Source organism: Brevibacillus gelatini, from assembly GCF_003710935.1.
Classification (GTDB): domain Bacteria; phylum Bacillota; class Bacilli; order Brevibacillales; family Brevibacillaceae; genus Brevibacillus; species Brevibacillus gelatini.
In genome coordinates this window covers 1-15,322 of record NZ_RHHS01000018.1, presented here as the reverse complement: position 1 = coordinate 15,322, position 15,322 = coordinate 1, and the positions used below count along the sequence as shown (strand labels likewise).

16 protein-coding genes are annotated in these 15,322 nt (G+C 50.9%); 12 read left to right on the top strand and 4 right to left on the bottom strand.

What is annotated here, in order from left to right; translation table 11 throughout:
* Positions 1 to 131: 131 nt before the first annotated feature.
* The 10 genes from EDM57_RS08590 (at position 132) to EDM57_RS08540 (ending at position 10,030) form a co-directional block, all read left to right on the top strand.
* Positions 132 to 1,655 carry an MDR family MFS transporter gene (locus tag EDM57_RS08590; protein WP_122904361.1) on the top strand — a complete coding sequence of 508 codons (1,524 nt, stop codon included), beginning with the start codon at positions 132 to 134 and terminating at the stop codon, positions 1,653 to 1,655.
* Positions 1,656 to 1,858: 203 nt separating this feature from the next.
* Complete coding sequence (locus tag EDM57_RS08580; RefSeq protein ID WP_122904360.1) at positions 1,859 to 2,149, top strand: DUF3817 domain-containing protein; 291 nt, start codon at positions 1,859 to 1,861, stop codon at positions 2,147 to 2,149.
* 204 nt (positions 2,150 to 2,353) lie between these two features.
* Positions 2,354 to 3,082 carry an amino acid ABC transporter ATP-binding protein gene (locus EDM57_RS08575; protein ID WP_122904359.1) on the top strand — a complete coding sequence of 243 codons (729 nt, stop codon included), beginning with the start codon at positions 2,354 to 2,356 and terminating at the stop codon, positions 3,080 to 3,082.
* Positions 3,083 to 3,116: 34 nt separating this feature from the next.
* Complete coding sequence (locus EDM57_RS08570) at positions 3,117 to 3,968, top strand: transporter substrate-binding domain-containing protein (protein WP_122904358.1); 852 nt, start codon at positions 3,117 to 3,119, stop codon at positions 3,966 to 3,968.
* An 83-nt stretch (positions 3,969 to 4,051) separates the two neighbouring features.
* Positions 4,052 to 4,705, top strand: coding sequence for an amino acid ABC transporter permease (locus tag EDM57_RS08565; RefSeq protein WP_122904357.1), 654 nt, complete (start codon positions 4,052 to 4,054; stop codon positions 4,703 to 4,705).
* Between the two features lie 15 nt (positions 4,706 to 4,720).
* Entirely contained in the window at positions 4,721 to 5,371 is a 651-nt protein-coding gene (locus EDM57_RS08560) for an amino acid ABC transporter permease (RefSeq protein WP_122904356.1), read from the top strand.
* 80 nt (positions 5,372 to 5,451) lie between these two features.
* Positions 5,452 to 6,720: a sensor histidine kinase gene (locus EDM57_RS08555; protein ID WP_122904355.1), complete on the top strand. Its 1,269-nt coding sequence runs from the start codon at positions 5,452 to 5,454 to the stop codon at positions 6,718 to 6,720.
* Between the two features lie 3 nt (positions 6,721 to 6,723).
* Positions 6,724 to 7,641, top strand: coding sequence for a response regulator (locus EDM57_RS08550; RefSeq protein ID WP_122904354.1), 918 nt, complete (start codon positions 6,724 to 6,726; stop codon positions 7,639 to 7,641).
* A 151-nt stretch (positions 7,642 to 7,792) separates the two neighbouring features.
* Positions 7,793 to 9,292, top strand: a complete 1,500-nt coding sequence (gene dgt, locus EDM57_RS08545; protein WP_122904353.1) for a dGTP triphosphohydrolase — start codon at positions 7,793 to 7,795, stop codon at positions 9,290 to 9,292.
* 12 nt (positions 9,293 to 9,304) lie between these two features.
* Positions 9,305 to 10,030 (top strand): nucleotidyltransferase family protein, encoded by a 726-nt coding sequence (locus EDM57_RS08540; protein WP_122904352.1) that lies wholly within the window; start codon positions 9,305 to 9,307, stop codon positions 10,028 to 10,030.
* Positions 10,031 to 10,101: 71 nt separating this feature from the next.
* Here the strand turns inward: EDM57_RS08540 and EDM57_RS08535 are convergent, their stop codons facing one another.
* Genes EDM57_RS08535 through EDM57_RS08520 form a run of 4 tightly spaced genes read right to left on the bottom strand, consistent with a single transcriptional unit; the run spans position 10,102 to position 13,584 of the window.
* The gene (locus EDM57_RS08535) at positions 10,102 to 10,827 is read right to left on the bottom strand and encodes an ABC transporter ATP-binding protein (protein WP_122904351.1); all 726 of its coding nucleotides are present in this window, start codon (positions 10,825 to 10,827) and stop codon (positions 10,102 to 10,104) included.
* Between the two features lie 4 nt (positions 10,828 to 10,831).
* Positions 10,832 to 11,638 (bottom strand): ABC transporter permease, encoded by an 807-nt coding sequence (locus EDM57_RS08530; protein WP_122904350.1) that lies wholly within the window; start codon positions 11,636 to 11,638, stop codon positions 10,832 to 10,834.
* 15 nt (positions 11,639 to 11,653) lie between these two features.
* Entirely contained in the window at positions 11,654 to 12,241 is a 588-nt protein-coding gene (locus EDM57_RS08525) for a nitrous oxide reductase accessory protein NosL (protein ID WP_122904349.1), read from the bottom strand.
* Entirely contained in the window at positions 12,238 to 13,584 is a 1,347-nt protein-coding gene (locus EDM57_RS08520) for a right-handed parallel beta-helix repeat-containing protein (protein ID WP_211338230.1), read from the bottom strand. The genes EDM57_RS08525 and EDM57_RS08520 overlap by 4 nt, the downstream gene beginning before the upstream one ends.
* Positions 13,585 to 14,095: 511 nt before the next feature.
* Here EDM57_RS08520 and EDM57_RS08515 point away from each other — a divergent pair.
* Positions 14,096 to 14,803 (top strand): hypothetical protein, encoded by a 708-nt coding sequence (locus tag EDM57_RS08515; RefSeq protein WP_122904348.1) that lies wholly within the window; start codon positions 14,096 to 14,098, stop codon positions 14,801 to 14,803.
* A 91-nt stretch (positions 14,804 to 14,894) separates the two neighbouring features.
* Positions 14,895 to 15,293, top strand: a complete 399-nt coding sequence (locus EDM57_RS08510; RefSeq protein ID WP_122904347.1) for an Imm3 family immunity protein — start codon at positions 14,895 to 14,897, stop codon at positions 15,291 to 15,293.
* Positions 15,294 to 15,322: the final 29 nt, after the last annotated feature.

The window sequence follows — 15,322 nt, the reverse complement described above, 5'->3', positions numbered from 1 at the left end:
TTCTCTTTTCCCGGAGAAGGTGCTTTTTTGAGCAGGGAAAAGAGAGGGGGGGAACTACATAGACATATGGTCAAAATTGCACATAATAAACGAGGTTCGTTTGATTTGACGGATAAGGGAGGGGACCGGCAATGATTGCCAGGGAAAGCAACGTGAACTTTGTCGTCGCAGCGCTCATGCTTGGTCTTTTGATGGCGTCCATGGACAACACAATCGTGGCGACCGCGATGGGAACGATTGTGGGCGAGCTGGGCGGCATGGACAAGTTTGTCTGGGTGACGTCTGCCTACATGGTCGCGACGATGGCCGGGATGCCGATTTTCGGCAAGTTGTCCGACATGTACGGGCGCAAGCGGTTTTACATTTTTGGTCTGATCGTTTTTTTGGTAGGTTCCATTTTGTGCGGGACAGCGAACAGTATTGTCGAGCTGAGCATTTATCGCGCGATTCAGGGGATCGGCGGCGGCGCGTTGATGCCGATTGCCTTTACGATCATTTTTGATGTGTTTCCGCCGGAAAAACGCGGGAAAATGACAGGGCTGTTCGGGGCGGTTTTCGGTACGTCCAGCGTGTTCGGGCCGCTGCTAGGCGCGTACATAACGGAGTATGTCAGCTGGCACTGGATTTTTTACATCAACGTGCCGATCGGGGCTTTGTCGCTCTGGTTTATCAGCGTGTACTACCGCGAGTCGCTGGAGCATCGCAAACAGAGCATCGACTGGTGGGGAGCGATTACGCTTGTCGGAGCGGTCGTCAGCCTGATGTTTGCCCTGGAGCTTGGCGGCAACCAGTACGCCTGGGATTCCGTACAGATCATGGGACTGTTCACGGCCTTTGCGCTGCTGTTCATTGTGTTTTTGTTGGTAGAAAAGAGAGCGTCCGAACCGATTATTTCGTTTGCGATGTTCAAGCAGAGGCTGTTTGCGACGACCAATGCGGTCTCACTCTTGTACGGTGCCGCTTTTATCATTACGACTGTCTATTTGCCGATCTTCATCCAGGGGGTGTACGGCGGGTCTGCAACCAATTCCGGGCTGCTCTTGACACCGATGATGCTCGCTTCTGTAGTCGGCAGCCAACTGGGCGGATTTCTCACGACGAAGATGAGCTTTCGCAGCATCATGCTGCTGTCCGCTGTCTTTTTCGTACCGGGGATCTTTCTGCTCGGTACACTGTCGCCTGAAATGGCCCGTTCCACTGTCACGGTGTACATGATTTTGACAGGCTTTGGTGTCGGATTTTCTTTTTCCGTATTGGGAATGTCGGCGGTGCACGGCTTTGACATGCGGCAGAGAGGCTCGGCCAGCTCGACCAACTCGTTTGCCCGCTCGCTCGGCATGACGCTGGGGATTACCGTTTTTGGCATTTTGCAGCGCAACCAGTTTGAAAACAGCATGGCGTCGGCTTTTTCGGGACAAGGGGCCGTCGAGGCGATCACGGACCCGCGAGCGATTTTGACACCGGAAGCGCGGGCGGCGATCCCGGCTCCAGTGCTGGAGACGATCACGGATATTCTCGCCTCCTCGATTGCGCAGACGTTCATGTGGGCACTCGTGCCTGCCATTCTCGCCGTCGCCTGTATTGCGCTGATGGGCAACGAGAGAGTGTTCGCCAAGGCGAAAAACGCAACGCAACCCAATCCTGAACGCGGGTAAGCGGAGAGGGACTGGGGAGCGAGGGACCATTCGGCGCGGGGCCAGCGAGCATCTGCATGCAGAAGTGTGCTGGATGGAGTGCATCCGGGAAGAAGCGTGGGGCCGCTAGTTTTGAATTTATTATGAACAATGGGCAATTCCCATCATTTTGATAGTTTTTCGTTTATAATGGTGATAATTACGGGCAAGGATGGTATCTGCACATGATGAATACCGCACTCGGACGTTTTCGCGTCATCGGCATTATCGAAGGAATTTCGTATCTGGTATTGCTCCTGATTGCCATGCCATTGAAGTACTATTTCAATTTTCCCGAGGCTGTAAAGATCGTCGGATCGCTGCACGGGTTGTTTTTTGTCCTCTACATTTTGGCGCTGGCGCATGTGACCTTGAAAGACAAATGGTCTGTTCTCAAGGTGATTGGCGCGTTTGTCGCGTCGCTCTTGCCATTTGGCAACTTCGTTCTGGATGCGCGATTGAAAAAAGAGCAATAGACAGCAAAGTTAACCCGGTCGTTTTCTGTGCCAAACAGGCAGGAAGCGGCTGGGTTTTTTGTTTTTCTTCCACGACAAAAAGCGGAAACGATGACTTTATTATTAGAAAATTATAAAGAAAAATAATATACTTTGTATTTTTCAGTAGATTCGGGTAGTTCGTCCTTACTATTCAACTAAGACAGAGAGCAAGGGGGGATCTGGTTGATTAGTTTTCATCAAGTAAACAAACATTACGGGAACTTTCACGTCCTGAAAAACATCGACCTGCATATCAACCAGGGAGAAGTAGTCGTCGTCATTGGCCCGTCCGGGTCGGGTAAAAGTACGATGGTTCGTTGCATCAACAGATTGGAAACGGTTACAAGCGGTGAACTGCTGGTGGACGGGGTAAAAGTAAACGACAAAAACACCGACATCAACAAGCTGCGCCGCAACATCGGCATGGTGTTCCAGCATTTCAATCTGTATCCGCACAAAACAGTGTTGGAAAACATTACGCTTGCGCCGATCAAGGTGCTGGGCGTATCGCAGAAAGAAGCAGAGGAAACGGCTCTTTATTACCTGGAAAAAGTAGGGATTCCGGATAAAGTGGACAAGTTTCCGACCCAACTCTCAGGCGGTCAGCAGCAGCGTGTAGCGATTGCGCGCGGACTAGCCATGCGGCCGAAAATCATGCTGTTTGACGAGCCGACCTCAGCGCTCGATCCCGAGACAATCGGGGAAGTATTGGATGTTATGAAAAAGCTGGCGAAGGAAGGCATGACGATGGTCGTGGTCACCCACGAAATGGGCTTTGCCCGCGAAGTGGCAGACCGGATCGTGTTCATGGACCAGGGCCGGATTCTCGAAGAGGCTACGCCGAAGGAATTTTTCGAAAATCCGCGTGAAGAGCGCGCGCGCCTGTTCCTGAGCCGCATTTTGAATCACTAAACATACAAATAAAAAGAGAAGAGGGGTAATTCAGATGAAAAAAAGCTTGTGGAAAAAAATTGCAGGTATGGGTCTTGTATTGATGCTTAGCGCAACTGCACTGGCAGGCTGTGGCGGGGGCAAAACCGAAGGAGGCGCGGAAGGCTCTGCAACTGGTGCGAGCGCAGGTGCCGGAACATTGGCAAAAATCAAAGAAAGAGACAAGTTTGTCGTGGGCGTGAAGTACGACCTGAACCTGTTCGGACTGAAAGACCCGACGACAGGCAACGTAGAAGGCTTCGACATCGACATCGCCAAAGCGATTGCGAAAAAAGTGCTCGGGGACGAGAACAAGATCGAGCTGAAGGAAGTTACCTCCAAAACGCGTATCCCGATGCTGAAAAACGGTGAGATTGACGCGATTATCGCGACAATGACCATCACCGAGGAACGCAAAAAAGAAGTAGACTTCTCCGATGTGTACTTCATGGCAGGACAATCCTTGCTGGTGAAAAAGGACAGCCCGATCAACAGCGTAAAAGACTTGCAAAAAGGCATGAAAGTGCTGACCGCAAAAGGCTCGACTTCCGCGAAAAACATTCGCGAGAGCGCACCGGAAGCAGAAGTGCTGGAGTTTGAAAACTACGCAGAAGCCTTCACCGCGCTCAAAGCTGGCCAAGGTGACGCGCTGACGACCGATAACGCTCTGCTGTACGGTATGGCGAAGCAAGATCCAAACTTCCGCGTAACCGAAGAAACCTTCACCGAAGAGCCATACGGCATCGCGATCAACAAAGGCGACGCTGAGTTTGTAAAAGTGGTGAACGACCTGCTGAAAGAAATGAAAGAAAACGGTGAGTACGACAAGATTTATGAAAAATGGATCGGGGAAAAACCAAAAAATTAAGCGGTTCGACTCCATGACGGATGAGCGGTTCACTCTGCCGCTCATTCCCTTATTTTCTTACGACTAGGGGGATCGCAACAGAGATGATCGATTTTTCTATCTTGTTTGAGCACGGGGACATGTTTCTCGAAGGCTTCTGGAACACCGTGCAAGCCAGCTTGCTCGCTCTTGTCGGAAGCTTTGCCTTAGGGACGATTTTCGCGATTTTTCGGATTTCACCGATTCGCCCGCTCAACTGGATCGGTACCGCTTACGTTGAGTTTGTGCGCAACATCCCGCTGATTCTCGTCGTCTTCCTGTTTTTCGTCGGATTGCCGGCACTCGGGATTGTCCTTTCGCCATTTGTCGCAGGGACGCTCGGACTGACCGTCTATACGGCTGCTTTTATCGCGGAGACGATTCGTGCCGGGATTCAGGCGATTCCAAAAGGACAGATGGAAGCAGCACGCTCCTCGGGTCTGACCTACAACCAGGCGATGCGCTACATCATTTTGCCGCAAGCGATCAAGGTCGTGATCCCGCCGATGGGCAACCAGTTTATCAACCTGGTGAAAAACTCCTCGGTGCTCGGTGTCATTGCCGGTCTTGACCTGATGTATTTCGGCGACCTGATTTCCGCCGAGACGTTTGTGACGTTTGACGTTTACATTTTTGTCGCATGCTTTTATCTGATTCTGACACTTCCGTTGAGCTTGCTCGTAGGCCACCTGGAGCGACGCTTGGCTGGAAGCCGCTAAGGGGGAGGGGACATCATGGACTTTATCGGAGCATACGCGCCCAGTCATTTGACCTTCCTGCTAGAAGGTTTCTGGATTACTTTGCAGGTTGCCTTTTTATCGATTGTGTTCAGCTTTGCCATTGCCATCGTCGTAGGGGTTCTGCGCTACGCGAAAATTCCCGTCGTCTCCCAGGTGCTGGCGACCGCCGTCGAGCTGATTCGCAACTTGCCGCTCTTGTTGATTATTTTCTTTACGTACTTTGCCTTGCCGGAGGTCGGCATCAAGCTGGACAAGTTTTATGCGGCTGTGCTGGCGCTGGTCATCTTTGAGGCTGCCATGCTGTCGGAAATCGTGCGCAGCGGTTTGAAATCAGTGGAAAAAGGGCAGATTGAGGCTGCGCGTTCTTCTGGTCTGACTTACGTACAGACGCTTTGGCATATCGTGCTGCCACAGGCGCTCAGACGGATGGTTCCGCCAATTGTCAGCCAGTTTATCTCGCTTTTGAAGGATACCTCGCTCGCGGTCGTGATCGCGCTGCCGGAGCTGATGAACCACGCGCAAATCATCAATGGGCGAAACGTCAACTACGTGATCCCGATCTTCCTGCTGGTAGCGGTCATGTACTTTGTGGTCAACTACGGTTTGTCAATCGTTTCCAAACGTCTTGAAAACAAACACGCCTGATGGAACGGCAACTTTTTTCGATCTCCGGTTCTTTGTAAAATAAGAATGGGAGATCTTTTTATGTACGAAAGGGGGCATTTATGCGCGAGCGCCTGCTGGTCCTCACGATTATTATGCTGGCAACCGCCTTTTTCGGAGAGATGAAGGTCAACCCGTTCGGGGGATCGTTTCGTTTCTCGCTGGGGATTGCCGCTTTCTTTTTCGGCCTGCTTTGGTTTTCGTCTGTCCCTGTGATCTTGACCGGCTTTTTGACCGGGACGTTCATTCTCATTTTTCGCGTCGGGCTGGATTTGCTGATGGCTTATCGGCCGCTCCTGGAGAGTGTGTCAGTCCACCTGCCGTCTGCCTTTTACTACTTCAGCTTCGCCATTTTGTTCCGGTTGCTGCGGGCCAGAGACTACCTGGAGTTTCCGCTGAAGCTGGGGCTGATCGGCGCGTCTGTCGACTTTTTGTCCAACCTGGTTGAGTTGCGGGTGCGCGAGTATGTTACCGATTTTTCGCCGCTTACGTGGCAGAGCTTTTTCATGCTCCTGTTCTTCGGCGTGTTGCGCAGCTTTTTTGCCGTCGGGTTGTACAACAGCGTCTCGATTCGGCAAATTCGCGCGGTCGGGGAGGTGCGGCAGCAGGAGCTGGAGCGGCTGCGGATGATTAACACAGAACTGTACGAAGAGGCGTTCTACCTGCGCAAGTCGATGACGCAACTGGAAGACATTACGCGTGAGAGCTATCGGCTGTACAGGCGGCTTTTGACCTCGCATCCAGCGGAATCTCCGGCGGCGCTGGCGATTGCCGAAAATGTGCACGAGGTAAAAAAAGATTCGCAGCGCATCCTCGCGGGCATCTCCAAGCTGATTAACCAGGAAGGACTCGCTGCCCAACTGCCGATCAGCGAGCTGTGCGATCTGGTGATGCGAGCCAACCGGAAGTATGCAGAGATGCTCGGAAAACAGATTCAGTTTACATGGCACTGTTATGCCAGCTTGTCGACGAATCAGATTTACGCGCTATTGTCTGTGCTGAACAATGTGGTGGCCAATGCGGTAGAAGCGATTGACGAATCGGGTAAAATTGTATTGAATGTCCAGTTGGACGGGCGCTACATTGTCTTTTCCGTGCTGGACAGCGGACCGGGGATTTCGCAGGAGGAACGGGAATGGGTGTTTGAACCTGGCTATACGACCAAGTATGATGAGAAAGGAAACGCGTCCACTGGCATCGGCTTGACACACGCGAGGGGCATCGTGCAGAGTTTGCAGGGACAACTGCAAATTTTGCACGACAAAGGGCTGTGGACGCACTTCGAAGTGCGGATTCCGACAGATCAACTGCTGAGAGGGGAGGGAGTATAGCTGATGATACGGTTCTTTTTGATTGAAGATGATGCCGTCGTGCGCCGCATGCTGGAGCGTATCATTGCAGACAGCGGCCTGGGCGAGATCGTGGGTCAGGCCAGCGATGGCAACCGTGTCTCCATCGACCAGCTGTACGGAGTGGACGTCGTGCTGATCGACCTGCTCATGCCGGGGCTGGACGGCATCCAGACGATCAAAAAGCTGCAGGCGGAAGGATTCACGGGCCGATTCATCATGGTTTCCCAGGTGGAAAACAAGGAGATGATCGGGGAGGCTTATTTGCAGGGGATTGATACGTTTATCCAAAAGCCGATCAACCGCCTGGAGGTCATTTCTGTGCTCAGAAGGGTAGCCGATTACCTGACACTGGAAGCCTCGCTGCAATCCATCCGCAAGTCGCTGCAAATTTTGGATGTGAAAGGAAGAGAGCAGCCGGCGAGCGGACTGAAAAACCCATCCCTGGACGGAGATAACCTCTCGCAAAAAGCGAGACAGCTGCTGCTCCAGCTTGGCATCGCCAGCGAAGCGGGAGCGCACGATCTTTTGGCCATCGTGGGTTGGCTTGCCGAGAACGAGCGGGGCGTGGACAGGCTGCGCGATTTGCAGTTGAAGGAGCTGTACACGCAAATTTTGACCAAGCTGCATGGCAACCTCGATGAGCAGGCGCTGACCAAAGAGGTGCGAGCGATGGAGCAGCGCATTCGCCGGATGGTGCTGCAAGCGTTTACGCATTTGTCCTCGCTCGGACTGACCGATTACGCCAACCCGACATTTGAGCACTTTGCCCCGCGTCTGTTCGATTTTCAGGAAATTCGCCAGCGAATGCAAGAGCTGGAGGCCGGCGAGAAAACGACGAAGTGCCGGATCAGTGTGAAAAAGTTTTTATCTGTTTTTTATATGGAAGCAAAGGCGATTTGAGGTGGGGGGAGCATTAAAATTTTGGCTGTCGATTTTATCGGCAGCTTTTTTGCTATGTCGGCTAAACGTACTGTTGTTTGCCTGGGTGGAGTTTCGGAATTTCCGGAATGGTACTTAGATGTAGTAAAATGGAAAAAAAGGGGGTTGGGAAATGGAAAATACACGTATGCAATGGAACCAGTTGTTGAGTGGAGTTCGTTTGCGAGACCGACAGGTGAAAGATCGAACCAAGGATAACGAATACGATCTGCGTAATGACTTTGATGACGACTATACCCGATTGGTAATCAGTTCGGCTGTTCGCAGGCTGCAAGATAAGGCACAGGTTTTTCCTTTGGACAACAGTGATTTTGTGCGTACACGCCTGACCCACTCTCATGAGGTAGCTACCATTGGCCGCTCTTTGGGGATTAGCGTGGAAAAGTACCTCCACAAGCAAAAGCCCAATGTATTCCAGGAAGAGTCCGTTGGAAAGCTGAGTGCTTTGCTGGCAGTGGCTGGCCTTGTTCACGATTTGGGAAACCCGCCTTTTGGCCATTTTGGAGAAGCGGCTATTCAAAAATTTTTTCAAGAGTGGTTTAACAAAGAAAATGTAAAGAAATTAACTTCGACAGCTCCCCAAAATGCAAAACAGATGCAAGCTGATTTCGAAAATTTTGAAGGAAATGCACAATCTTTTCGCTTGCTGACCAAACTGAATGGATTGGTGGATGAATACAGCTACAATCTCAGCGTAGCTTCGTTGGCCAGTATTTTGAAATATCCCCGTTCTTCGCTGGAAGGAAACAAAAATAAAAAGGAACGACAGGAGAAAAAATTGGGCGTTTCCTATAAAAAATTTGGATATATGACTTCCGAACAGGACCGGTTTGAACTGGTTCGCGAATATACGGGAATTTTGCAATTTCGCCATCCTGCTACTTTTTTGCTAGAAGCTGCAGATGATATTGCCTATTCAGCCGCAGATATTGAGGACGGTTGCAAAAAGAAGGTTCTGGATTATTCGATTATTACAGATGTGTTTGCGGAATTTTTTGAGTCGGAGGAAGAGAAATACTTACTCGAATCCTTTAGGAAAGACTATAAGCAAAACACGGAGGAACGACGTTCAGATCGCTTGGACAACGCAGTGCAGAAGTTGCGGATTAAAGCGCAAGGACTCATGATTCACGAGGTAGTTAAAACGTTCCTTTGTTTGCACGATCAAATCTTGAACGGTGAGTTCGATAATGAGATTCTAGCATGTTCAAAAGCGGCAAAGGTTAGGGAGGCATTTCAAACCCTTGCGAACAAATATATTTTTCCTAGTCAGGAAATCATCACTCGTGAGCTTGTTGGATGGAAGGTCATCCGTGGGCTGCTGGAGATATTTGTGAGTGCAGTAAGCAGCGATAACATTTATGATGTCAAGGAGTTGGAAAGAGACATCTTCAAGATTCATGGCGAGTTTGCCCGATCCGAAAAGGGAAAAAACTTCATGCTGATCTCCGATAACTATCGTTACCTTATGCAGAGGTATCCGTTTTCGATTCAAGCGGATAAATCGCCCAGTCTGTATGACCGATTATTATTGGTCACAGATTTTGTTTGTGGCATGACGGATACTTATGCGCTAGAATTGTATCAAAAGCTATCGGGCATTAAATTGTAAGGGGGGCTACCTATGGGCGGGGCATGGAAATGTGCTCAAGATGACGATAAGCAGACACATGTAATCCTAAAAAGGATTGAACAGCTAAGAACAGTCAGCCCAAAAGTAGACCGCTTGCTAAATGACCTTAGTGCCTATGGCGATTTAATTTTTATTGGTGGCGCGGTGCGGGACTTGGCTGAGTGCAGAACTCCACGCGATTACGATATTATTGTCGATAGCTCACATACCGATTTTACAGCAGCGTTTTCGGGCTTGTCTTACAAACAAAATCGCTTTGGGGGCTATAAGCTTGAAGTAGATGGAATGGAATTTGATATATGGGGAATACAAACGAACTGGGCTTTTCGCGAACGCTTGCTAGCCCCTTGCTTTGAAAATATATCAAAAGGGGTCTTTTATAATTTTGATGCCCTTAGCTTCCATTTGCAGCGGCAGAGTCTCGACTGTACGTATTTTTTGGAAGCAATAGATAATAGAATACTGGATATTTTGCTAGATGATGAAGTTGTATGGAAAAATCCAACACCGGAAGTCAATGTTGTCCGAGCGTGGAAGATACATAAGACACGCGGACTGCAATTTTCTGATCGAGTGAGGAAGTATATCAGGGATTGGGCTGCTACTGCGCATAATCCCCAAGAGAGACTTTTGGAGGCAGAACGTAAACATTACGGAGATAAGAGTACGTATTCTCATGAGGACTATGCACAACTCTTATCGGTTGTTGAAGTTTGATGCAAAAAACCACTGATCCATAGTGTCAGTGGTTTTTTGCATTTTTCACGAGAGGTTTCTCGTGTTTTTATTTACGAATGAGTACGCGATACCAGCTCGGCAAACGCGCCGTACAATCCGGTCGTGCCGTACTGCTCCTGATATGCTTCAATCTTGTCGTCGCGGACGATGCGCCCGTTCATGAGAAAAATCGCCCGGTCTGCCACGGCATCAGCGACCTGGAGCTGGTGCGTCGAGAAGATGACGGATTGTCCCGCCAGCCGCAGCTCGCGCACCAGGTCGACGAAGGCGTCCATCCAGTAAGGGTCGAGGCCGTTTGTCGGTTCGTCCAGGACGACGAGCGCGGGATTCGCGAGGATCGCCTGGGCGAATAGCAACCGCTGCTGCATCCCTTTGGAAAAGTGCGTCACGCGCTTGTTGCGGACATCGTGCAGGCCGACTGCTTTCAGCATTTTGTCGGCGTCCTTGGCGGTGCGGTTGCGCAGGGCGGCGTAAAACTCCAGCGTTTCGCGGGCAGTCAGGCCAGCGCTGAAGGAGAAGTGGTCAGGCATGTAACCGATCTGCTGCAAGTATTCAACGCGCTGTTCCTCCCAGCTCAAGCCGTTGAGCCGGATCGTGCCAGTCGTGGGACGGAGGATGCCGACCAGCATGCGCAGGATGGTGCTTTTGCCTGCACCGTTTCCGCCGCACAGGGCGACGACCTCGCCAGGCTCGATGCGCAGGCTGAACGGGTGGACAATCGTTTTGTCGTCAATCGTTTTACTGACCTGATCGACCGTAAGTCCGAACGTTTGCATTGTGTTACCTCCTTTCCCATGCCCGGGCAGCGATCCACAAGGTTGCGCCAACCCAGAGCAGACAGAGCGCGACGAAGCACACGTCGCCGAGCGCAGAGTCCATCCAGTAAATCCACTTGTAGTATTCGGGGCCGAAGATCGCGCCGCCGCCCAGTCTGGTCACGGAGTAAATCCGGACAAATTCAGCCGGGTTGAAAAAGGTAACAATCTGCAACAATGGCTTGATCCACGTATAAGGCACGAAGCTGAGAACAGAAATCAAAAGCGTCGGCCAGGCCAGGATGTAGAAAAACCAAATGCTGACGCCCATCGTCAAAGCTTGCCAGCGGTTGCGGCACAACGCGCCGATCACCATCGCGATCCCTAAAAACAGCAGGATGAGACAGATGGAAAAAACAAGCAGAAACAGCAGGGTGGAAACGGCAAAGCTTTTTCCAAGCACCAGTCCAGCCACGCCAGAGATGCCGTAGCCGAAGCAGACGATGGCGATCAGCACCAGCGCCTGTCCCACGTATTTGCCTGTGAGAAACGACGAGGTTGTCAGCGCGTAGGTGGAGAGTAGTTGCCAGTTCCCTTCCTCTTTTTCTGCGGTGAGGGAAAAAGAGGAGAGCAGCATGGTCATCAGCGGCAGCAGGTACAGGATGAGATTGAGCATCGTGCCTGTCGTATACGTGTAGCCCTCCATGTAGGACTGCGACTGGATGATGAGAAGCCCCAGGCTAAACAGGGAGAACAGTGCCATGAAGGAGTAGGACCACGGATTGCGGAAGCCTACTTTTACTTCCCGTTTGGCGATCAGATTGATGTGCAAGGCTCTCCACTTCCTCTATTCGTGGTGTGTCGTTGTGCTGGTGTTGTGTGCAGGAGTGCTCTCCGTGCTGCCCGATTGATGTCCGCCCTCAGAATGTCCTTCCGAGGAATGCCCGTCCTTTTTCATATGCTTGCTCATGCTGCGCTCCCACGTATGCGTCTTCAAGCCTTCCGCATCCATGATGACGCCTTTCTTTTGCTCCGCGACGAAGCTTTCCGCTTGTGACTTGTCTTTGAACGAGTAGATGCCGTAGCTCATCGGTGTTTTGAATTCCTTGTCATAGGCGAATGTCGCCTGCTCGGCTTTTGTCCACTCCGCCGTGTAGTAGTCGCGGACGTACTGCGCGGCGACTTCATCGGTACCGTGCTGTTTTGTCCATTCGTGCAGGCAGCCGATGTCGTCGAATTTCAGCGCTTTGCCGTCCTTCAAAATGATTTCGGTTGCGTTGTGATCGTTCGGGACGTGCATGTGGCAAATGTCGCATTTGTCCACGCCTTCCGCGATCTCGACTGGCTGTGCTTCCTCCTTGCCGCAACCGACTATGAGCAGGCTGATGCCTGCAATTGCTCCGAGTGTAGTCACCCATTTTTTTAATTTCATCATGATTTTTTCACTCCTACGTAAATGAATGTGCAGCTTCCTGCCAAAAGGATCAGGCCAAGGATGGCTGCGCCCCAGTTGCTGTTTGTCTGGGATTCAGCCGACACAACATTGGCCGTCGGCATCAGCGGCGTTTCGTCCCGGATCGGGCTGCCTGTGCCGCTCGTGAACAGATTTTCCAGAAACACGAAGCCCGGCGATTGGAAAAACAGCTGATAAGCGGGAATCGCGTCTGTCAGGCCGAGGTAAAAAGGATTCATTTCATACGGCAGATCGCTTTTATGATCGCCGTCCACATCCAGGCCGAGCAGATTGTCCCAGTAGTTGCCGTTCAGGTTGTCTGTCTCGCTGTTCTGAGCCTGGGCGGCGATGACATTGGAGATGAACTGGTTGTTCGTCCACGTATTTCCGGTGGAGGCGGTCAACTGCATGCCGACGAAGTTGAGCGAAAGCCGATTGCCTGTGACCGTAATCCCGCTGGAGCGCTCCAGGTATAGCCCGACGCGGTTTCCTTCGATGCGGTTGTCGGCAAGCAGCGAGTTTTTCACGTCGTAGAGCAGGATGCCTTGGGAGTTCGGGTTTTGCTGCTGTTTCAAAAAACGGTTTCCGACGACGGTGGCATTGGCTGTTTCCATCAGCATGGCACCTGTTACGTTTTCAATGCCTGTATTGTTTTTCAGGGAGGTTTGCGTGGTGCCCATCAGGTGGTAGCCGTAGCGCGATTTTTCCACCCGGTTTTGCGTGAGCTCGTTTCCCGTGCTTTTTTCCAGGTAAATCCCGTCAAAGACGTTTGTGACCTGATTGTCAATCAGGTGGTTGTCGTGCGAGTCGTACAGGTCGATGCCGTTTCCTTTTTGCGCCTGGACTGTTACCTTCGGCTTGCTCGCGCTTTTGGACAGATGCGCGCTATGGTCGTGGCCGGCACTTGTACTGCCCCTGTCCTTTACCTTGCCGATGACCGAAACGTTGCGCAGCGTATTGGCATTTGCGCCTCGCAACTGAATCCCGGTTCCCATCGTTTCCACAGTGACTTTTTCCAGCAGGTTGCGATTGCCGCTTACGATGATGGAGGCGTCGTCGCTGTTGATTCTGCTGTCCAGCACCGTAATGCCTTGCAGGGTCACATCATCTGCCGCGATTGTCAGGGCAGCTTCTTCACTCGGATTGGTCAGCCTGACCTTTCCTTGTGCCAGCAGCTTGAGCGGCTTCGTGATGCGAATGGGACCTTCGTATTTGCCTTCCGGTATCGTAACAGTGTCGCCTGGTGCGGCTTGGTCGATCAGTGCTTGCAGGGACGCTTCGGCCTGTGCTGGATAAGCCGCTGGCAGGATGAGTGCAAGCGCCAGTGAGGATGTCAGCAGCAGGCGGAACGCGATCTGGTTTTTTCTTGTGCGAGTCAGGGTAGATTCCCCCTTTGTAATGAGAGCTCTCGAACTTTTTTGGAGGGAAGGCTGCCAGCTACATTCAGGATAGCAGTCTCTTTTCTTTTGCGGATGACTCAAACGGGCTATAAAACGTGGCAAAAATCGCAACGATTTTATCAAAACGGGAAGGGATTTTCGGCAGGCGGGCTTGGTCGAAGAGGTGGGGAAAAAGGCGTTTTTCACTTCATTTCCAAAATATAGGTGAAATTGGCGGGAGAAAGTTCCGATACATACAGAGAAGTGGTGTGTAATAATCTTCCAAATTCCCTTTAATAAGGGTTTTGGAGAGGTTGAAGTCGTTACAGGCCATGGGGCACATGGGTGAGAAGACAGACATTATGGAATGACTCGGAAAAAGTGAGCGCTTTCCCCTAAACTTTTACGCCGGACCAGTTAGGGGAAACTGCTAGATCCAAACGGAGGCAAACGAGGAATGACAGGGTATGAACGGATCCGGGTAACAGCGCCGTACCGGATCAAACGAATCGAAGACGTACGAATGGAGTGGAGGCCCAACGAACACGCACGTCTGTACCTGCGGGGCATCGTGGACGACAGCGAAACGGTAAATGCCGTGCTGCAAGCCGCCTCCGACGATGAAATCCGCCTGTATGACACGGATGGCGAAAGCGAAATCACGATTTTCAAGGGAGTCGTGACTTCTGTTCAAATCGCGCATCGCCAAGGCATTTACGCGATTGAACTGGAAGGGCATTCCGGAAGCTTCCAGCTCGATGTAACGAAAAAGCGCCGCTCCTTCCAGCAGGCAGACATGACCTATCCCCAACTGGTCCAGGAAATCATCAAGACGTATCCCGGCTACAACGTGAACGTAAGCATCGGGGAAGGCGTCCAGATCGGTGAGCCGATCATCCAGTACGATGAGACGGACTGGGAGCTGCTCAGGCGGCTGGCCAGCCATTTTCACGGTGTCATTGTCAGTGATACCATGGAGGCAGCACCGCGGTTTTCGTTTGGACTGCCGCAAGGGAAAAGCTACGCTGCCGGACGATGTTGCGTATACGGCGAGCAAGGATTTGCTGGCGTACCAAAAGGCGGGCGGCGATGCAGCCGGCTTGCACGATACCGATTTTTTCACCTACGAAATCGAGTCCGGCGAACGGTATACGATTGGAGATGAAATATTGAACCATTCAAAGAAAAGTTTCCCAATATTGATGTTAGTGTATACTTCGTTAAAGAATTAAAAAGATAGAAATGGAGGAACTTGAATGATAGAGCCGATGACTTATGAGGAACTAATGGAATATGTTCCAAAAGATTTTCATAAGTTTGTTTCAGATGGTCTGTCTCCTAATCAAGCAATTTCAAGATTAATAGACGAATATGAACTGCAAACCGATGATTATGAGGAAATCAACTGGATGTTTAACGTTCTGTTAGCAGAGATTGGTGTAAGACATAATTGTTTAAGGGAAGAGATAAGAGAAGAAGCTTTAAAAATTATATGTGATAAGAGATTAATAACACTTTGGAAACAAAAGGGGCTTAGTGATTCAGAAATAAGTTGTAGAACTGTTTATTTAGAGAATGTAAAAGACGCTGTACAAAAATTAGTGGGTCTGTCCAGTATTTTGTGTAAACCCTTTTGGAATAAAAAACTAGCGTAAGTATTGGCCGAGACCTGGGGAAAACAGTA